Annotated in this window: 19 protein-coding genes; 12 read left to right on the top strand and 7 right to left on the bottom strand. The window is 47.0% G+C overall.

Annotated features, from left to right (window positions below; all coding sequences use genetic code 11):
• Nucleotides 1-13 precede the first annotated feature (13 nt).
• Entirely contained in the window at nucleotides 14-1,231 is a 1,218-nt protein-coding gene (locus OSC7112_RS20610; protein ID WP_015177716.1) for a CapA family protein, read from the top strand.
• Nucleotides 1,232-1,352: 121 nt separating this feature from the next.
• Here the strand turns inward: OSC7112_RS20610 and OSC7112_RS40005 are convergent, their stop codons facing one another.
• Complete coding sequence (locus OSC7112_RS40005) at nucleotides 1,353-2,132, bottom strand: calcium-binding protein (protein ID WP_015177715.1); 780 nt, start codon at nucleotides 2,130-2,132, stop codon at nucleotides 1,353-1,355.
• Between the two features lie 122 nt (nucleotides 2,133-2,254).
• Entirely contained in the window at nucleotides 2,255-2,410 is a 156-nt protein-coding gene (locus OSC7112_RS41165; RefSeq protein ID WP_263053626.1) for a hypothetical protein, read from the bottom strand.
• Between the two features lie 65 nt (nucleotides 2,411-2,475).
• Between OSC7112_RS41165 and OSC7112_RS40000 the strand changes: the two genes are divergently transcribed.
• Nucleotides 2,476-2,781, top strand: coding sequence for a hypothetical protein (locus OSC7112_RS40000; protein ID WP_041622655.1), 306 nt, complete (start codon nucleotides 2,476-2,478; stop codon nucleotides 2,779-2,781).
• A gap of 123 nt (nucleotides 2,782-2,904) precedes the next feature.
• On the opposite strand, the gene OSC7112_RS20595 is transcribed toward OSC7112_RS40000, so the two are convergent.
• Nucleotides 2,905-3,228, bottom strand: coding sequence for a hypothetical protein (locus tag OSC7112_RS20595; protein WP_015177714.1), 324 nt, complete (start codon nucleotides 3,226-3,228; stop codon nucleotides 2,905-2,907).
• A 4-nt stretch (nucleotides 3,229-3,232) separates the two neighbouring features.
• Here OSC7112_RS20595 and OSC7112_RS20590 point away from each other — a divergent pair, with 4 nt between their 5' ends.
• Nucleotides 3,233-3,853, top strand: coding sequence for a prepilin-type N-terminal cleavage/methylation domain-containing protein (locus tag OSC7112_RS20590; RefSeq protein ID WP_015177713.1), 621 nt, complete (start codon nucleotides 3,233-3,235; stop codon nucleotides 3,851-3,853).
• Nucleotides 3,854-4,309: 456 nt separating this feature from the next.
• Here the strand turns inward: OSC7112_RS20590 and OSC7112_RS20585 are convergent, their stop codons facing one another.
• Together OSC7112_RS20585 and OSC7112_RS20580 are read right to left on the bottom strand one after the other, a co-directional pair.
• Nucleotides 4,310-6,235 (bottom strand): peptidoglycan D,D-transpeptidase FtsI family protein, encoded by a 1,926-nt coding sequence (locus OSC7112_RS20585; RefSeq protein WP_015177712.1) that lies wholly within the window; start codon nucleotides 6,233-6,235, stop codon nucleotides 4,310-4,312.
• Between the two features lie 294 nt (nucleotides 6,236-6,529).
• Entirely contained in the window at nucleotides 6,530-7,105 is a 576-nt protein-coding gene (locus OSC7112_RS20580; protein ID WP_015177711.1) for a hypothetical protein, read from the bottom strand.
• Between the two features lie 337 nt (nucleotides 7,106-7,442).
• Between OSC7112_RS20580 and OSC7112_RS20575 the strand changes: the two genes are divergently transcribed.
• The 3 genes from OSC7112_RS20575 to glgB all read left to right on the top strand — a co-directional run bounded on the left by OSC7112_RS20575 (nucleotide 7,443) and on the right by glgB (nucleotide 11,173).
• Complete coding sequence (locus tag OSC7112_RS20575; RefSeq protein ID WP_015177710.1) at nucleotides 7,443-7,673, top strand: hypothetical protein; 231 nt, start codon at nucleotides 7,443-7,445, stop codon at nucleotides 7,671-7,673.
• A 213-nt stretch (nucleotides 7,674-7,886) separates the two neighbouring features.
• Complete coding sequence (locus OSC7112_RS41160) at nucleotides 7,887-8,165, top strand: hypothetical protein (RefSeq protein ID WP_223300655.1); 279 nt, start codon at nucleotides 7,887-7,889, stop codon at nucleotides 8,163-8,165.
• Between the two features lie 713 nt (nucleotides 8,166-8,878).
• Nucleotides 8,879-11,173 (top strand): 1,4-alpha-glucan branching enzyme, encoded by a 2,295-nt coding sequence (gene glgB, locus OSC7112_RS20565; RefSeq protein WP_015177709.1) that lies wholly within the window; start codon nucleotides 8,879-8,881, stop codon nucleotides 11,171-11,173.
• 468 nt (nucleotides 11,174-11,641) lie between these two features.
• Here the strand turns inward: glgB and OSC7112_RS20560 are convergent, their stop codons facing one another.
• Both OSC7112_RS20560 and hpsJ-B read right to left on the bottom strand, forming a co-directional pair.
• A complete protein-coding gene (locus OSC7112_RS20560) occupies nucleotides 11,642-12,559 on the bottom strand; it encodes a glycosyltransferase family 2 protein (protein ID WP_015177708.1) in 918 nt (305 codons plus the stop codon).
• A gap of 86 nt (nucleotides 12,560-12,645) precedes the next feature.
• Nucleotides 12,646-13,476, bottom strand: a complete 831-nt coding sequence (gene hpsJ-B, locus OSC7112_RS20555) for a hormogonium polysaccharide biosynthesis protein HpsJ (RefSeq protein WP_015177707.1) — start codon at nucleotides 13,474-13,476, stop codon at nucleotides 12,646-12,648.
• Nucleotides 13,477-14,272: 796 nt separating this feature from the next.
• Between hpsJ-B and rfaE2 the strand changes: the two genes are divergently transcribed.
• From rfaE2 to OSC7112_RS20520, 6 genes are all read left to right on the top strand, one after another.
• Entirely contained in the window at nucleotides 14,273-14,767 is a 495-nt protein-coding gene (gene rfaE2 / locus OSC7112_RS20545) for a D-glycero-beta-D-manno-heptose 1-phosphate adenylyltransferase (protein WP_041623319.1), read from the top strand.
• 142 nt (nucleotides 14,768-14,909) lie between these two features.
• A complete protein-coding gene (locus tag OSC7112_RS20540; protein ID WP_015177705.1) occupies nucleotides 14,910-15,779 on the top strand; it encodes an STAS domain-containing protein in 870 nt (289 codons plus the stop codon).
• A gap of 55 nt (nucleotides 15,780-15,834) precedes the next feature.
• On the top strand, nucleotides 15,835-16,239 hold the full coding sequence (locus tag OSC7112_RS20535) for an STAS domain-containing protein (RefSeq protein WP_015177704.1): 405 nt from the start codon (nucleotides 15,835-15,837) through the stop codon (nucleotides 16,237-16,239).
• A 372-nt stretch (nucleotides 16,240-16,611) separates the two neighbouring features.
• Nucleotides 16,612-17,253, top strand: coding sequence for an IS607 family transposase (locus OSC7112_RS20530; RefSeq protein ID WP_041622653.1), 642 nt, complete (start codon nucleotides 16,612-16,614; stop codon nucleotides 17,251-17,253).
• Entirely contained in the window at nucleotides 17,183-18,292 is a 1,110-nt protein-coding gene (locus tag OSC7112_RS41865; protein ID WP_263053537.1) for an RNA-guided endonuclease InsQ/TnpB family protein, read from the top strand. Before OSC7112_RS20530 ends, OSC7112_RS41865 begins: the two co-directional genes overlap by 71 nt.
• A 228-nt stretch (nucleotides 18,293-18,520) precedes the next feature.
• Entirely contained in the window at nucleotides 18,521-18,919 is a 399-nt protein-coding gene (locus OSC7112_RS20520; protein ID WP_015177703.1) for an anti-sigma regulatory factor, read from the top strand.
• Nucleotides 18,920-19,304: the final 385 nt, after the last annotated feature.

The following is a 19,304-nucleotide window of genomic DNA, read 5'->3' as shown; positions in this document are numbered from 1 at the left end:
ACTCTCAAAAATCATGAATTTTCGTCGGTTGCTCTCGGTAATTGCCATGCTTTCGATCGCAGGCTGCAATATCCAAACGCCACAAACCAACACACAGCCGACAGAAAGTCGTAGCTTGCGGGGCGGGACGCCATCGCCAATTGCAACCCCTGTTTCCGCCGAACCAAAGTCTGAGATCGAAGAAGCAAAACTAATTGCTGTCGGCGACATTATGATGCACAGTACCCAAACGCGATCGGGCTACGACGCAAAAAAGCAAACATACAATTTTGACAGTTTCTTCGCACCAGTTAAAAGTATCCTGTCAACAGGCGATTGGGTCATCGGAAATCTCGAAACACCTTTAGCGGGGGAAGATGCGGGCGGATATACGGGATATCCGCTATTTAACGCACCGGCTCAATTAGCGGATGCTGCTAAAAAAGCCGGATTTAATATATTGACAACCGCGAACAATCATGCTTTAGACCGGGGAGAAAAAGGGGTAATTAGGACGATCGCTAATCTGCGCGATCGTAAAATTGCTTCCACAGGAACAGCCGAATCGAAAGCTGCGAGCGATCGTACTTTAATCAGCACTAAAAACAACATTTCACTAGCCCTGCTAGCCTACACCTACGGCACAAACGGCATTCCCGTACCCAAAGGCAAAGATTACTTAGTTTCCCTAATTGACGAAAAAAAGATAATCAAAGATATTGCCAAAGCCCGCAAACAAGGAGCAGATATTATCGCAATTTCCCTGCATTTTGGCAACGAATATCAGCGACAGCCAAACACCCAACAAAAACAATTAGTGGAAAACCTATTAAAAGCCGGTGCAGATATCATTCTGGGCAGCCATCCCCACGTCGTCCAACCTTACAAAATTTTTAAATTCTCCGGCAAAAATGGGAAAACCCGCAAAGCTGTAGCAATTTATTCAATGGGAAACTTCATTTCCGGTCAGAATAAAAAATATACAGACCTAGGCGTAATTTTTCAAGTAAATATTCGCAAAATCTTTCCCGAAAAAACAACAGAAATTACAGAGGTAAAAACACATCCTACTTGGGTGCAAAGCTACAGCTTGAACAACAAATTAAACTACCGCGTTTTGCCCCTAGCAAAAACTGTCACCGATAAAAAAGATCCGCTATTAGCAACTTCAGAGTATCCGGTTCTCACAAGAGATTTGCAGGATATGAACAATCATCTTAATTCTTTAAATAAACCTCAAGATAAAAAGTAATCCCTCCCTTAAGCAGGGGGGAACTTGATAGCAATCTATCTAGGTTTTAGGTTTGAGGTTTTAGCTGAGATGCTTAGTCTATTCCACCTACCACCTACCACTTCTTTTTGAGAAGTGCCGCCTACACGTAAGTGAACAAACCTAGAGCGCTCTGAGTTAAAAATCTGTCCTGCAAAACGGCAATTAGTTCGTAATTTGAATTTTCTTCGCGGTAAATAGCAGTGCCAGAAATTCCCTGAATCGGAGAGCCATCTAAAATGTAGTCAGACGCACTTCCTTGCAGTTGAATTGTGTCTGCAAAGGGCAAATAATCAGTAATTAATGCGTAGTCAGCATCGCCGTCAACATTGTAGAAAGCCTGACCGGGCGCGCCGAGAACGAAGGTATCCAATCCTGTCCCGCCCACCAGCGTATCTGCATCAATTTCCGGCCCGTAACCGTAAGCAATTATTCGGTCATTTCCGCTACCGCCGTCTAAATAGTCGCTGCCATCGCGACCTACGCCACTATCAGTTAGGATGTCGTTTCCATCGCCGCCGTAAAGAGAATCATTTCCCGTCCCGCCGATGAGAAAATCATCTCCAAACTCGCCGTCTAATTTATCGTTTCCGCTACCTCCAATTAGGATGTCATCCGCATACCCGCCCCGCAGTTCGTCGTTACCGCTACCGCCATTTAATTGGTCGTATCCATAGCCGCCGTCTAGAAAGTCATCGCCATTTTCACCAAATAGTTGGTCGTCGCCAAAACCCCCATAGAGTGTATCGTCATCTTCGCCACCGTACAGAAAGTCGTTTCCGCCCAAGCCTACTAGAGAATCATCCCCTGCTAAGCCGTAGATGACATCATTTTCTGTAGTGCCTTTCAAGCTGTCTGCTTCTTCAGTTCCAGTGATAACCATTGTTTTAGTTCCTTAAATTGCTAGTCGCAAGCGCAAATCGTGCGAGCGAAATTTCCCTCAAAGTGGGATTGCACAATCTCAGAGGACGATCGCTCTCCCTTAATCACTTATATCTACTTTAACTATTTTAAAAATTTTCTACCAGTCGCTTGTTTGAGTGACACTAATTTTAGGGAACTCAACTGCTGAATTAGGCAATCTATCGCCCCTTCCACATCAGCAACCTGCTCAACATCGGGAATCTGTGGCGGCTGCACCATCACCACCGGAATTCCCAGTTCTCTAACCGCAACAACTTTAGCATAATTAGCATCGGCGTCGCTGTTTTTGCTAACAATTTTATATGGGATATTCTAATACTAATTGCCGCTCGTATTCCAATGTAAAAAGCCCCCTTGCTAATAACAATTTACCGTTAGGAACAGGAGTATTTAGTGCAGGAGGATCGATCGCCCGCATCAAAAACCAAATAGTCACTGATGTAGGGTGCGTCAGGGAAAACGATATTACCCGAAATCAGGGCAAGGCAGTGCCGTTTCCCTACAAATCGGGCGATCGTTACATCCGATCGCGCGATCGCCCGGAACTGCGCCAGATTCTGATGGATTTCTTCTGTATAATTCTCGCAGTTAGGACAAACTATTCTTGATGCTAAAACACCAGCGTAGAAAGTAAATTAGTCCCTCAATTTGATGACAAGTTTCCAGCTTGACTCCAAGCAAGTCTAATCGATAGTCTAAATGAAAATTCATCACTCTAACTGTATTGATTGCTATATTTTACGCCATAAACTCAGGAGAGTCTTTCCTTCTGCCTCCTGCCTCAAAACTGCAACTTCTAGCTTGGCTGCTTTCATTGAGATTTTCCCTACATACCTTCGGGATCTGATGCGATCGGGCGATCGACACAATTGCTGTAGGGAAACCGCACTACCCTTTCCTGACTGCTGTTTCCTTACCCGCAGTTTTTTTAAAGTCGCATAAATTTTCAGTAAATACCGATCTACACACTCCCCAAACCCAAAGTTAAAATATACCCAATAAAAAATAGCTCCTCCTAGCTGTTTTTTTGGCAAGCTAAATATCAGGGAGTGCATCTACGTGTCAATAAATAAAACGCTCAAAGGCAGAGCCACTACACCTGCCGCAGGTTTTACAATGATTGAGCTATTGATAATTATTTTAATCATAGGAATATTTTGTGCGATCGTCGCCCCCTCTTGGCTAATGTTTATCAACAACCACCGTTTAAAGGTATCAGTCGATCGAGCTTATTGGGCAATGGCACTTGCCCGCAGCAACGCCAAACGCGACAAAATTTCATGGCAAGCCAGCTTCAAACAAGTAGGAGAAAACGTACAAGTAGCAGTCCATCCAGCCGACATTCCCCCAGCCCAAATACCAGCCAGTCAATGGAAAAACCTAGAACCGCAAATTCAAATAGATACAGATGAAACAACAGTGCTCCAAGTAAATGAAAACAACGAGCAAAAAGAAAACGGCACAATCCGGCGAGTCATGTTCAACCACCGAGGTTGCCCCGTATCTCGAAGCGATCACGACTGCACGCTAACGAGTATCAGAGCAAAAGGAACCCTCACCCTATATCATCCCAATTTAAAAAACAGTCAACGCTGCATCATCATCTCTACTCTCCTAGGACATAAGCGCACCTCCAACAGACAATCAAAACCCAACGACAACAAAAGATATTGTTACTGACAGCGCGATCGATTATTTTGGGGTAGGGAAACGGCATTGCCGTGTCCTCCATCGCCTTGTTGTCGATGGGTTATATCATGTCCGATCGAGTGACCGCGATTAAAAGGGCGGGTTTTTGAGATTGTCAATTATGGGCCATTGGTAACAAGTTAAGCTAAGAAAGCATTTGTCAACCAGCAATTATGCTCAACATTTACTCGGATTTTGGGCATAAAACTGAGATTTGGGCGATCGTGCGATCGTGCCGAGGGTGATATTTATACTTACTCCCCCTCAAATCGTGAATTTTCCACTGCTAAAAAAGCAGTTTTTTTGAGTAATATGACTGATTGACAAATGCAATTAAGTCTTAACTTCTCACCAATGCACAAAGATTGAATTTTCTCGTGGAACGGGCCGGAAAGCCTGTTCATAAAAAGCTTATTGAGAATAGTGCCACATCTCAGATACAATCAACTACTTCTTACTCGGCGCAATCTTCTCAATAGAAATCAACGCCTCCATCACCGACTCCACAATCGGCGCCGCCACCGTACCCCCCGAACCGTCCTTCGGCTCATCAATCACCGCCAAAACCACATACCGAGGAGCCTCCACAGGCATGATCCCCACAAAGCTAGTAATAATCGCCTTGTCAGAATAACCCCCACCAGCATTAGCTTTTTGAGCCGTGCCCGTTTTTCCTGCAATCCGATACCCAGGAATTTGTGCAGCTTTCCCCGTACCACCATCAACCACAGTTTCCATCATTTCTAACACCTGCTTAGTAGTTTCCGGCGAAAAAACCTGCTTGGGAACCGGCCTCGGAAGCTTCCAATAAGCTTCACCGTTCCTATCAAAAAGTCCCCGCACAACGTGAGGAGTCACCAACTTGCCACCGTTAGCCAAAGCGCCGTTAAGCTGCACCAACTGTATCGGAGTAATCGAAAAACCTTGCCCAAAAGCCGTAGTAGCAACTTCCACCGGAGAGTTAATAAATTGCTCTCGATTTTTAAGCTGACTGGTTACTTCAAAAGGCAAATCTGTTCCCGCAGTTTGTCCGAGTCCGAGTTTTTCTAAAGCTTGATAGTAAAGAGAAGCTTTCATACTTCTCATTACGTGCACCATCCCGACATTGCTAGAATGTTTCAAAATCTCAGTAACAGTGGAAGGACCCCGCGCCCCTGCTTGTTTGTAATCGGAATTTTGGATAGTCCAGCCATCCATGTAAATCCGACCTTCGTCCTTAAACACAGTATTAGGTTTCACCGCACCCGCTTCCATAGCGATCGCCACATTAATCGCTTTAAAAGTCGAACCAGGCTCATAAACATCAGTTACAGCCCAATTTTTATAGCGCGACAAATCGAAATTAAAATATTGATTCGGGTCATAAGAAGGTTCCGCTACAACTGACAGCAATTCCCCGTTACGGGCATCCATCACAATCACCGTGCCCCGCTTCGCATCGTGTTGCTTCATTTTTTCCTTGAGGGCAATTCGGGCAGCCCGCTGCAAGCGACTGTCGATCGTCAATTGCAATTTCAAGTCATCAAGCTGCACAAATCCCGCCGTCAGCCGATCGGGAACCCAATTCCCATTGCTCGACCTGCTAAACTGAATCGACGGCATCGATCGTTCCAACAAATTCTGCTGGCTGTATTCCACCCCGGCTTGTCCCTTCCGTTCTCCGTCCACATAACCGAGGATATCCGCCGCCAACTCCTGCTGCGGGTAAAAACGCTGCTGCTGCCGCAGCAACTCCAAGCCATCGACCAGACTGTCTTTAATTTGCATCTGAGCGATGCGATCGGCAACCTCTTGAGGCAGAGACTCTGCAATTGTAATACCGCTTTCAGCAAGATTAAACCTGCGTATCAGTTCAGCTTCCGACGTAGTGCCCGGACTCCGTTCGATCGCCAGCATCGGAGCCAATTTAGCAGCAATTTCCGCCTTCGAGTGGTTAAACAACTTCGGGTGAGCGTAGAGCGTGTACACCTGTCTGTCGATCGCCAAAACATTCCCTGCGCGGTCAATTATCGGGCGTCTCGGTACAAACGGCTTGGTTTTGAGAGTTTGCTGCTGCTCGGCCTGTTTACGCAGCGCCGGAGCTCGCGTCACCTGCAAATAAAACAAATTCACAGCCAGCCCCAGCCCCCCCAGCATCAACACCGCCCAGACTGCCCACAAACGGAACTTGCTGCGCTTTAAACGCTCCCCCGGTCGCCCCCAAGATGCAGCCGTCTGTTGTGGCGATCGCCCGAAACTGCCCGAAGATCTAGGTTTGGCTGGTTTTTCCCACCCTGTACGCGCTGCGAAGCTATCGGGTAGGGAATCGCCCGCCTGTTTTGGGCGTTTGACATTCGGCGATCTGTAGCGGTCAAAACGGGGGTCGTAGCTCATGGCATTAAAAATTCAATAGCAAGTTAGAGCGTTTTAGAATTTATAATTTATAATTTATATTTTGAAAAATAAATTTTGCGACTGGGGAATGAGCAGTCCCTATCAGGGTGTGGATCGGACCTACAGTTGCATTCTGTTTTTTGAAGCGGTCTTAATTATTGTTAATCTGTAACTTTCGGTTAGAAGCAGAAAATCGATCGCGACTTGCAAAAAAGTCAAACAGGAAATTAGAGCCTCGGACACTCAGGCCCTCGGACACTCAGGCCCTCGGGCGCTCTACGCTTTGACCAAGGTTTAATAGCCCAGCGGTGTTTCCACACCGGCTCGATGCTCGAGAGCGGGCTCAGAATTTGGTGCCGCAACGGGCGATCGGGTTTCAGGGGCCGGCTGCAAGAAAATCGTATCCCCAGGATTCTGCGGAGCCAAACCGGTTTCGGGATTTTGGGCTTCTTTAGCAAGTTGGTGTTTCAAGACTTCGCTAGAAGCGCTCAATTGCTGTTCCCGGAGGCGCAGAGTTTCCAGTTTTTGATACTCCTGACTCCAGCGCTGCTCGCCGTAAACTGTCAAGCCGTAGAGACTCAGAGCACCGCCCAAAAGCATAACTGCTACCACTGAGGAGGCGCGCTGTGCCTGCAGGAGCGATCGCAACCACACTGGCTGCTGCTGGCGATCGGGCAGGACTTTGATAACCGATGCGGACGACCGAGCAATCGCCTGTTCGTCGGCTGGCGAGTAGTTGGGCAATACCGGCCCTGTCTTCGCCCGCCTAGCTCGCGCAATAGAAGTAACTTTGCTTTTGGCTGCGCCAGCAGCGGGCTTGCGGGTCGATCGGGAGCGGGGAGAATCCGGGGATCTGATAGCAGCGGTCATAGAGTTCACCAATACGTAAAGTGGGGTAGCTTCAGCTTGATTGAGGTTAAGAGTTTTTTGTCTCCCCGATCGCCAGTGGTGGCCATCTGCGTTCGATCGGTTATCCTTACCAAGGATACCTCACAAGCCAACCAACCCATCCTACCACTGGTCTCTTTGACTTCAGGATTTGCCAAAAAAAAGAAATCTTTGCTGGTTAGCGATAATCTATGTGAAATTTATTGATAAATGCAGTATTGTAATCAACGAGCGAATCGTTGAGCTATTCGTGCCAGCATTGTTTCTCAAGTAAACTATTCCCTTCCTTGCGATGGGTCTTCAATGTTAAGGAGTTTTTATGAACAAGGGATTAATTCGTTTGACTTTGGTAGTGGGCTTGGCAGCAGCCCTCGGCGCCTGCGGAGGTGAAGGTGGCGGCGGCGGTGGCGCTAGCCCGACTCCGGGCGGCACTACTACTACTCCTCCTGTTTCTGCTCCACCAGCAACTAAGGAAACTCCAAAGGCTACTCCAGGGGCTGAAAAGTCTCCTGCTGGTGGAACTACTACTCCATCTCCTAAAAAGCCCTAACTAGGGCTATCCCGGAGTATGTGCCCAACGAGCCTAGCCTGCGGGTGAAAAATGGTTTGCTCCTCGCATTTTTCAATCTCATCGGTCTAGGTCTCAAGTTGGGTGTTAGTGATTGTCTGATGCTTTTACTACTAAAGTTCAGTACGTCCCCTTACAGCAGCAAAGTCCGATGATTCGCTGCGTTACCAGAGCATTCCCTTTCAAGTAGAAAATTTGACTCCCGGCCTGCACGTTTTGAAACTCAACCCTGTGACAGGATGTTTGAGGAAATGGCCAGTGCTGCTGCCTCAACTCGAAGGTCAACCGGAGGCGATCGCAGACTCGACGCAAATTTTGCACTCGATCGAGTCTCGCTTGCCTTCCCCGCCGCTGTTCCCACAGACGAGAGGAAAGCAAGCTGAGGCTTGGATGCTCGAAGACTGGCTCGATGAAAGGAGTGGCATTGCTACTCGATTTGTTGACTACGAGTTTCGCACCGGTGCGGGCAAGTAAATCGACCCGTCTGTGTTGAGCCACTTTAGTGGTTCAATTGGCGCCTGGTCAGTTCGGTATTAAGCCTGCCTCGGCAAAACTCGCTTCAGTTGCGCCTGAGTGCTGCTTTAAACCTATTGCATCGTCGCTGGTAGGATGGTGCTAGTTGGGTAGGCGATGCCTTGAGCATGGCAGATATTGCTTGCTGCTGTCACCATGCTGAGTCCTTTAGCTTTGATTCCTCAATACCGAGTTAAGTATGCTTAGCTGTTTGAGAGTATTGCCCAAATTCACTAGCTTTGCGGGCAAACCCAGCCTCCGGGATGTGAAAGTCTACCGATCGGGCGATCCTCCCTGCCTGAACATTCCAGGTAAACTATTAACTGCTCCCCAACACTTACAGGGTTGACCCTCCGGCAGCGGCCAATCGACAATAGTTTGAAAAATTCAAGTATCACATATTAAATAATAAGTCAAGGATATTTGAGAAAAAATATAAATTTTTCAATTTGTTTTAATATTTCTATACTTAGATGTTAGCAGTAAAACCCCAGCTCGGCGGCCGGCAAGGCAACAGCCTGCTGTGTGCACAAGGGCGCGCGCTGGATCTGTAGCAGGCAAGATCGTGCTAATCAGTGGTAGGATCAGCGATCAAAAATGTATCGAAATGTAAAGTGCAGCGCCGCTCTAGGTTTTGAAAGCCATTTAGTTAAAAGATTGAGGTAAGTAGTTTTATGCCCGCGACCGTCCCCTTTGAACAGATTGACCGAATTGTTTGGAATCAGCACCACGATCCATTTGAAGTGCTAGGCCCTCACGCGATCGAAGAAAATGGCAAAAAAGTCTGGGCCGTCCGAGCTTATCTGCCGAATGCGGATGCGGTATCAGTAGTTTTGCCGGAGGCCAGGGCCGAATACGCGATGAAATCAGAGCATCACCCTCACTTTTTTGAATGTACGATCGACACCCCAGAACTAGCAAACTATCAATTGCGGGTCAAAGAAGGGGAACACGAGCGCTTCATCTACGATCCCTACGCCTTTCGATCGCCCAAACTCACAGAATTCGACCAGCACCTATTTTCAGAAGGCAATCACCACCGCATTTATGAAAAACTCGGGGCGCACCTCACCGAGGTAGGCGGCATCACAGGAGTATATTTTGCCGTTTGGGCTCCGAATGCCCGAAATGTGTCAGTTTTAGGAGATTTCAACTATTGGGACGGCCGCAAACATCAAATGCGGAAATCGCAAAACGGCATCTGGGAATTATTTATTCCGGGACTATCCGTGGGAACTTCCTACAAATACGAAGTGAAAAACCAAGACGGACATCCCTACGAAAAGTCCGATCCTTACGGTTTCCAGCAAGAAGTGCGGCCGAAAACAGCATCAATTGTCACCGACTTAGACACCTACACTTGGCACGACAGCGCTTGGATCGATAAGCGGCGGCACACGGACCCACTGACGCAGCCGATTTCCGTTTACGAATGCCACATCGGTTCTTGGCTGCACGCCGCTACTGACGAACCCGCCGTGCTACCAAATGGGGAAATAGAACCCCCCGTGCAGGTTTCGGAACTCAATCCCGGGGCGCGCTTTCTGACTTACCGGGAATTAGCCGATCGGCTGATACCCTACGTCAAAGATTTGGGATTCACTCACATCGAAATGCTGCCGATCGCCGAACATCCTTTCGACGGTTCTTGGGGCTATCAAGTAACCGGCTATTTCGCCCCAACTTCCCGCTACGGCAAACCTGAAGATTTCATGTATTTTGTTGACCAGTGCCACGCCAACGGCATTGGCGTACTGGTGGACTGGGTACCGGGACATTTCCCCAAAGACGGCCACGGCTTGGCTTTCTTTGACGGAACTCACTTGTACGAACACGCCGACTCCCGCAAGGGCGAACACAAAGAGTGGGGAACCCTAGTATTTAACTACGGCCGCAACGAAGTGCGGAATTTCCTAGTATCAAACGCTCTGTTCTGGTTTGACAAGTACCACATCGACGGGATTCGCGTAGATGCCGTAGCCTCGATGCTTTATTTGGATTACTGCCGCGAACCCGGAGAATGGCTGACCAACCAGTACGGGGGCCGGGAAAATATCGAGGCTGCTGATTTTCTGCGTCAGGCGAATCACGTCATTTTTAGCTATTTCCCAGGTGCGCTGTCGATCGCCGAAGAATCTACCTCTTGGCCGATGGTATCTTGGCCGACCTATGTAGGGGGTTTGGGCTTCAACCTGAAGTGGAACATGGGTTGGATGCACGATATGCTCGACTATTACCACATGGACCCGTGGTTCCGCCAGTTCCACCAGAACAACGTAACTTTCAGTATGTGGTACAACCACAGCGAGAATTTCATGCTGGCTTTGTCCCACGATGAGGTAGTCCACGGCAAAGCCCACATCATCGGGAAAATGCCAGGGGACGAATGGCAAAAGTTTGCAAACGTGCGGTGTTTGTTTACTTTTATGTTTGCTCATCCCGGAAAGAAAACGATCTTTATGGGGATGGAGTTCGGCCAGTGGCAAGAGTGGAACGTTTGGGGAGATTTGGAGTGGCGTTTGCTGCAATTCGAGCCGCATCAAAAGTTGAAGCTGTTTTTTAAGGATTTGAACAATCTGTACCGCAGCGAAACGGCACTTTACAGTCAAGATTTTGCTGAGGATGGGTTTGAGTGGATTGATTGCAGCGACAACCGGCACAGTGTCGTGGCCTTTGTGCGCCGAGAGAAGGATGGCGACGAGTTTGTGGTGACGGTGTGCAATTTTACGCCCCAGCCGCACTCTCACTATCGCGTAGGAGTGCCGGAACCCGGTTTCTATACGGAGTTGTTTAACAGCGACGCGCGGGAATACGGCGGTAGCAATATGGGGAATTTGGGGGGCAAGTGGACTGATGAGTGGTGGTTCCACAACAGTGCTTATTCGATCGACTTGTGTTTGCCACCTTTGGGGGTGTTGATTTTAAAGCTCGATCGGGCAAAAACAACAGCAAAATCTCAAGAGTTTTAAGTTGTGAGTCGTGAGACTTTTGAGTTAAGAAGAATCAAAACTTTATTAAACCTAAAAATTTGAGGGTATTCAGAAACCCGGTTTCTCTAAGAAATCGGGTTTTTTTTGTTTTGTTGTGGTGGTGAATATCTGGACTGGGTGACAAACCCGTCAAAAGACCTACTGATGGCGGAGCGTTGCATAATAGCGGGATGATTTTGATTTTTTTTTAGGTGCGATCGTGCTCCAAAAGGCGTGTATTTTCACAGCAGGCGGGACGCCTGACCCCTACTCCCCACAAGAATCATCCTCCAATTGTGCCAAGCCGAATTAATGATAATTAGGTGCAATAAACTACCATTTTTTCAGATGTGTATCATGGCTATGTTCTTGATTAGATGTATGTTCTGAAGGGGTTGTCATCTTCTTTTTTAAGTGGTATTAATTACCAATGCCAATTTTTAATACCCAACTTTTAATTATCAATTTTTAATTTCGAGTATCGGAAGCGCCAAGATTATAAGAAACTTTTGACGGCTCAACTGTTACTACTTCCGAAATAGATTGTTCTGCCACTGCCTCTAAAGTTGGCAGTGGTAGATGCTTCATTTCCCAAACTTTCAGCAAAATTAGATATTCATAAAAAGCTTGCAGCGTGCACCAAGCCAATCCCGCTTGACCGTCAAGAAATCCGCCGAGTAAAATATACATATAGAAAAAGCGCACCACAGGCCGCAAAGGCAAGCGCAAAGAAAAATCTTTCAAAGCGCGGCGCCTTTCCACCTCCGACGCGCCAAACAATAAATCCCACCAATTTACTTGACCCGCTTCTAATTGACGGAGAGTTTCAGCCGCCTCGTCAGTCGAGTAGCGGTTGTGCTTTTCAATCCAGCGCGAAAGACCTTTGCTGCAAGTATAGTGAGGGTAAGTTTCCTTCAAAAAGTGAGTAGGCCCGTTGCAGACTTCCCGTTCAGTGTGACCGTAGTCAGTAAACCACACTCGGTCTTTGCGAAAGAGACGCATTTGATAGCGGGGATATTGAGTGCTGCGGCGAATCCAGCGCTCCATAAATATTACTTTTTCAGCTACGTAATAGCCGATATATTCTTGACTTTCGATCGCCTTTAAGCATTCAGCAAACAGTGCAGGCGTCATCCGCTCGTCAGCTTCGAGGATGTAAACCCATTCGTACTTGCACGGGACTTCTTGGAGCATCCAAGTCCGCTGGCGTCCGTGAGTTTCAAAGCGGTGCTGCACTGTTTGCACGGCATAGTTCTGAACAATCTCAAGGGTGCGATCGGTGCTGAAAGAATCAACTACAATGATATCGTCACAAAGCAGTGCCGATTCAATGCAAGCGGCGATATCAATCTCTTCGTTGTAAGTCAGAATATAAATTGAGAACATTCCCAGCTTTCAGTAAGGGCAAACTATTGGGTAAACAAACTATTTTTCAGGGATGTCTCGACCAGCGCGATCCCTGCCAGCGCCGGTCAATTTTTGCGGCGGCCGAACCGCAGAATTCCCATACTTCTCAATCCCGTCCAACCAACAGTAATGTAGCCGATCGCTAACAGCAAACTGGTGATTCCCGTCTGCAAACTCGAATTTCTCGATCGAGTTCTTAACTCTTTCTCTTTTTGTTGCTTGCGGGTGCGAATCTCGTTGCGAGCTTGAGTGGGAAGTGCTTGAGCTTGCTGTTCCAGGAATTTGTCGAGGGCTTTCGGGTCATTTTTCGACTCCTGAAGCACAGCTTTCAATTCCTTGGGAACCTCTGGACTCTTGAGTGCTTGTTGCAGCTTCCCGTTGTCTTCCAGCAGCGCCCCTATCTGGGTGCGGCGCTGGCTTTTGAGCTGTTCTACCTGAGCTTTAAATTGAGGGCTTTTAAGTTGTGCCTCAAGTTGACCTTCCGCTTGTCCCGCTTCTGTCTCGACTTGAGCCAGAGCATCCTTGAGTTCCAAACGAGTATTGTTGAGGTGAACGGGAACCAGAGATAGGTAAACTAGACCTAACAAGCTGGAAATCAACAGCGCCCAGAAGCGCAAGTCCAGCCAAACCTTGCGTCGCTCAATAGAGACTCCACTGCTGCTGTCCACCCAAAAGCCAGTCATCAGGAGGGCGATACCGATCAAAGGAATAATGCCCTTGTCAACTATCTGAGTTGCAGCAGTCAACTGCCAGCCTCGATTCAGAAGGTCTGAAGTTTCTCCCGGCAGCGACAGAACAATGCAGTCAAGCAAAGCAGAGAGAATCAAGATAATCCCGACTACTTTGAGAGTTCGAGCAGCTACTGAAGAAAATTGACGGCTATTACTTGCTTTCATAATTCGTGTTAGATAATTCTACACCGTGAGATTCAAGGGGGTAGTTGAGTGGATTGTGTTGAACGAGTTAAGCTATTTTCCACCAAAATAGCTGCTTCGGGTACCGAACTCGACTTTCCTGTTGGTTTTCACAGGCTGCGGTTGCGACCCAAAAGGTCGAATTTCTGTACAGCTATCTAGAGTTGGACACAGGAGGCTGTGCGCTTCTGGGTTGGCTGTAAAGCTTGGTCAAGATTGCGCCCAGAAACTGCAGCAAGCAACTGCTGGCTTCTTCTATAGTCTGACGAATCCAGCGTAAAGATGAGCTCTGCACGCTTGGGTTCGGTGCTTTTAACTAGCTTTCGCTCGCGCGGCGGTGTCAGAAATAATAGACACAGGAGGAGCGCGTTTTGTTGGGTTTTACCCCCTAGGGCTCCCACTACCCGATCGCCTGCCCGAGGCGGTGGAACTAAATCCCTTGTCTTATAGTAATTGATATAAGAGAGGGCGGGAATAAATAATTGTTTTCCAACCTTTTTAGCCTCCAATTACCAACAGCAGGATACGGCCGTCACAGATAGACGAGTAGCTGTTTTTTTGTTGGCAATTATGTTTTTCAGCTCGGCTTCGCCGTCGGTAATTTTTACTTATCCATTCTTCGTTCAAGCTTACCAATTACTAATTAATAGTTACTCACAAGCAATAATTAATTAGTGGCAGATTGACTGATTGATTATTTAATAGCACAAGTGCAAAATATCACATTATTTGGTAGGATAATTTTGAGCGCTGTTCAAATTGGGTGGTAATGACTGCAATGATTTCTGATGTTTACAGGTTGAGAGAACTTGAAAGATCGATCGCATCCGATCCGGACAAGTGGCGTCCGATCGTGTTTACTAACGGGTGCTTCGATATCCTGCACTGCGGTCACGTCCGCTATTTGCAGGCGGCAAAAAATTTGGGGCGATCGCTTGTGGTGGGCTTGAATAGCGACGCCAGCGTGCAAGCTATCAAACCGCAGCAGCCGGGATTGCCACCCCGCCCGATCGTACCGGAAAATCAGCGAGCCGAAGTGTTAGCAGCCCTCAAACCGGTAGACGCCGTAGTAATTTTTTCCGAAATTACAGCAACTAAACTGATAAATATCCTGAAGCCTGATATATACGTTAAAGGAGGCGACTATCAAGTCGAAACTCTGCCGGAAGCACCGGCCGTTATCGCCGGAGGTGGCAAGATTTCCTTGATCGAAATAGAAGTTCCGAGTTCTACCAGTGCGATCGTCAAACGCATTTTACAATTCGGTACTTAACCCTCGATCGCAAACAGCAAACAGTGAGCTAAACTCAGAAGTTGCCCCATCAAAAAACACGCTTGGTGCGCGCGTGCGAAGCTATCCCGTAGAGAATCGCTCGTACAACTTCATCCCAATTGCTAAGCAGGAGATAATTTTAATGGAACTCACAAGCAATAACACGATCGCGGAAATCATACAAAGACACAAAGCAGAGTTACTAGCAGACTGGCTCAAAGAACTGCAAAATACCGGGCTGCGGCGGGACGACTTGATGAGAGCCAAAGAATTGCGCTCCGAGTGTCAAGAGTTCCTGCAATTGCTCCACATTGCAGTGGGGCACGGTAACTTTAGCGACATCCAGACACCCGAATGGGAAAATATGCGGGTGCTGCTAGCAGAAGTTTCGCGATCGCGCGTTCAGAGAGGCTTTACTCCCTCAGAGATAGCGAGTTTCATTTTATGCTTCAAAAAGCCATTGTTCGATCGGCTTTGTCACGAACTCACACAAAACCGCGACGCACTTGTCGAACAACTTTGGCTTTCCACCAGTTTATTAGACCAGCTTGGCCTTTGGGTGACAGAAATTTTTCTCAAAGCTCGCGAAGAAGTCATCGAACGCCAGCAGCAAGAAATGCTCGAATTGTCAACACCCGTCGTCAAACTTTGGCAAGGCATTCTCGCTTTACCCATGATCGGGACTCTCGACAGTGCCCGCACTCAAATAGTCATGGAAACTCTGTTGCAGGAAATCATGGAAACCGGCTCAGAATTTGCGATTTTAGACATTACAGGCGTGCCGACTGTTGACACTTTAGTTGCTCAACATTTATTAAAAACTGTAGCCGCCGCCCGTTTAATGGGTACTGAGTGCATCATCAGCGGCATTCGCCCGCAAATAGCTCAAACCATAGTTCACTTGGGAGTGGACTTGCAGGATATTCTCACCAAAGCTACTTTAGCAGATGCTTTTAAAGTTGCGTTGCAGCGCCAAGGTTTAACTATAAAAAATCTTAAAGAGGAAAGATAAACATATTGCAGTCAGACAGGAAAAGTCAAGTAAAACTTAACAAATAGGTGAATCTGTGGAACGAATACCGATTCTTCAAATGGGAGAATTTTTGCTAGTAACGATTCAAGTAGATATGCACGATCGCTTAGCAATGACGCTGCAAGATGACCTGACGAGCCGCATAGTCAAAACAGGCGTCAAAGGTGTTTTAATAGAAATTTCTTCCCTCGAAATTGTGGATTCTTTTATCGGTCGCATTATCAACAATATCGCTAGTATGTCGCGAATTTTAGATGCGGAGACAGTTGTGGTCGGGATGCAGCCAGCGGTTGCTATTACGCTCGTTGAGTTGGGGCTTTCCCTGACAGGAGTTCGCACAGCTTTAAGCGTTGAAAAGGGCATGATTTTGCTGCGAAAATCCTTGGGTTTGTCTCCTGACGAGCAAGCGGAAGCAGTCGATAAATTGTCCCATGACTGAGGCACAGGCAGTCAAGAAACCTGATTTGTTTGTAGATACATTGTTGACAAACTAAAGATTTCTTAGGAGAGGGCTTACGCACTCAAGGGGGTTATATCAATTCCGGTAACACTCCTGACGATCGGGAGTGGGGAGTCGTCCGTGGGGGAATGTGGAATTGCACGACCTTGACTCGATCATTCCGATGCAACCGGAAACGATATTAAATCAAGGGTTTGAGATTCCTGCACGATGTTTTATTTTGAGAGAAAATCGTAGTAAGTGCGTCCAGGACTATTAGGAGTAATCCCTAGGACGAGTTTTTCTTAGACATTTCCGTAAAAGCCTCGACAATCGCTCTAGGATGGAGTGATTCACACAGAAAAACTCAATATGTCCAAATATGTACCACCAAGAATCGCTGTTCAACGACTTGGAGTATGTTCAAAAACCCTTGAGCGGTGGGAAAAAGAAGGGAAAATCAAAGCCTACAGAACACCGTCAGGACAGCGACGGTACGACTGCGACTCAATTGTCGATATTCCATCTACTAAATCAACCATCCTCTACGCCAGAGTTAGCAGTCGAAGTCAAAAAGCCGACCTTCCACGACAGACTGACTTTCTTCTGTCTCGCTACCCCGGATGTGAAATCATCCAAGACATCGGGAGCGGCCTCAATTTCAAAAGGAAAGGTCTTATCGCCCTACTGGAACACATTTACACAGGCGACATCGGAATGGTTGTCATTGCCTCAAAAGATAGGCTGTGCCGATTCGGGTTCGATCTTATCTCATGGTTTGCGGAGCGGGGCGGGTGTAAAATTCTGGTTCTCAACAATAACTCACTTAGTCCAGAAAGAAAAAGGGTTCAAGACATACTCGCCATCATCCACGTCTTCAGTTGCCGACTCTACGGACTCAAAAAGTACAAAAAGCAAATCATTGAAGACTCTGACCTACCGAGTGTACCCAAAGGGGGAGACCAAGAAAATCTGGCTACTGAGGATTCACGCCAATCGAAAAGTCTACAATAACGCGATAGCTTACCTCAATCAACATCAAGGAAAATTTACCTACTACACAGTGGACAAAAAGACCAATCAGCCAGTATTAAAGACTTCAGGCAAGCAAGCATTTCGGAGTTTTTGTAAAACCTTGGACTACCAGATAATCCCTGAGTGGTGCAAAGAGCTAGGAATAGCTCACGGGTTAGATAACGCACTCTTTGAGGCTTACACAGCTTGGAAGAAAACCGACAAGCAGCCCGCTCAAACAGGTAAAAGAAAAAAGGCAAAAATCAATCCTTTAGTCGGATTGAAGTTAGCTCGATTCCGAGCGGTCCGCGACCAAAAACAGACAATTCAGTTCGCTCCTGGCGACTACAAGAATGGTCATCTAATGGCTAATGCTAGTAAAGTTTTAGAGAAGCCTCTTTGGACTGGACAAGATTTTTGCTTGACTAACTACAACAAAGCCGTAGAAGTTACCTACAACAAAGGGCGTTGGTTTGTAAATATGCCTGTAGAGATGGACGTTCCAGAACCAAAGAATGGTGGTAAGACCATCGCACTTGACCCCGGACTGCGCTGTTTCTTGACCGGGTTTGATGGCAATTATTTCACTGAATTCGGTAAATACGACTTTGGGAGAATCGCTAGGATATGTCAACATTTAGACAAAATGCAGTCAAAGCTTAGCCAATTAAAAGGTGGTGAGTTTTCCCGATTGCGTTACCGACTAAGACAGGCGATGGAAAAAGTTAGGACTAAAATCAAGAACTTGCGTTCGGAAATTCACAAGCAAGTGGGAAGCTACTTGGCACGCAATTACGATGTCATTTACTTGCCAACTTTTGAAACTTCTCAGATGGTGGCAAAAGCTACTCGCCAGCTCAATTCTAAGTCAGCGAGAGCAATGATGACTTGGGCATTCTATCAATTCTCCCAAACCTTAGAACATCTCTGTAATCGTTACGGTTCGAGATTGGTTAGGGTAACTGAAGAATACACTTCTAAAACTTGTACAAAATGCGGTCATATTCATAAAAAATTGGGCGGTTCTAAAGTCTTTTGATGCCCCAATTGTGGTTGTGAAATACCCCGTGACTTTAATGGTGCTTTGGGAATTTTTCTCAAAGCTTTGTGGGATACCACCATACTCTCAGACGTGTCTGATGAGTGTGCTATATTCAGATTTTCGCCGATTGTCGGGGATTGTCTGAATTAAAAGTATCAGAAACTAAGTTGATGAGTGTAAGTCCTATATTTTGGGGAGAAGTTCTATTTTGGTACAATAGCCGCCATGTCAAAACGTGAGACACTAGAAATCCGATCGTCATCCGATATAGTCCACGTCCGACAGCAAGTGCGAACTTGGGCTGTAGCAATGGGATTCGGTTTAGTAGACCAAACGAAAATCGTTACCGCAGCCAGCGAACTCGCCCGCAATACTGTAGAGTACGGCAAAGGGGGAACTGTAACTCTCGAAACGCTGCAATTAGGCACCCGCAAAGGGCTGAGGCTGATATTTGAAGACAAGGGCCCGGGAATTCCAGACATCGAATTGGCAATGACTGACGGTTATACTTCTAATCACGGTTTGGGTTTGGGGCTCAGTGGTTCCAAGCGGTTGATGCACGAATTTGAGATTGTTTCCAAAGTGGGTAAGGGGACTAAAATTGCGATCGTCCGCTGGCGGTGAGCAAGTATTGACACTCTCCGACCTGAAGGTACGGAGATTCTTGAGAAACTTTAACACTCTTAAAGGTGCTGTCAAGACACCTCTAGACGTTCAAAACAACTACCTTTCGGTGTTGCAATTACGCTTACTTTTTGTATGCTTTCGTTCGCACTTTTCAACACGCTTGCCAGTTCGGTACGCTCACTATCCTGCGTTGCTTGGCTGTGCCTTAGTCTTTCTCAGACGATGAACGCTGAGGGTGTCTTACTGCCGGGAATCTCACCGTACTAGGAATAGTTCATCACGTAGTTGATACGCCTACTTGTTCGGCATTGCTCAATTATTATAACACAGACTCGTAGCCTAAAGGCTACAAGTGCGTTTCATACCCTGCGGGAAAGACCGG

The organism is Oscillatoria nigro-viridis PCC 7112 (genome assembly GCF_000317475.1).
In the GTDB taxonomy this organism is placed as follows: Bacteria; Cyanobacteriota; Cyanobacteriia; order Cyanobacteriales; family Microcoleaceae; genus Microcoleus; species Microcoleus nigroviridis.
The sequence above is the reverse complement of the archived record's forward strand: the minus strand, read 5'-3'. Positions and strand labels throughout refer to the sequence as shown.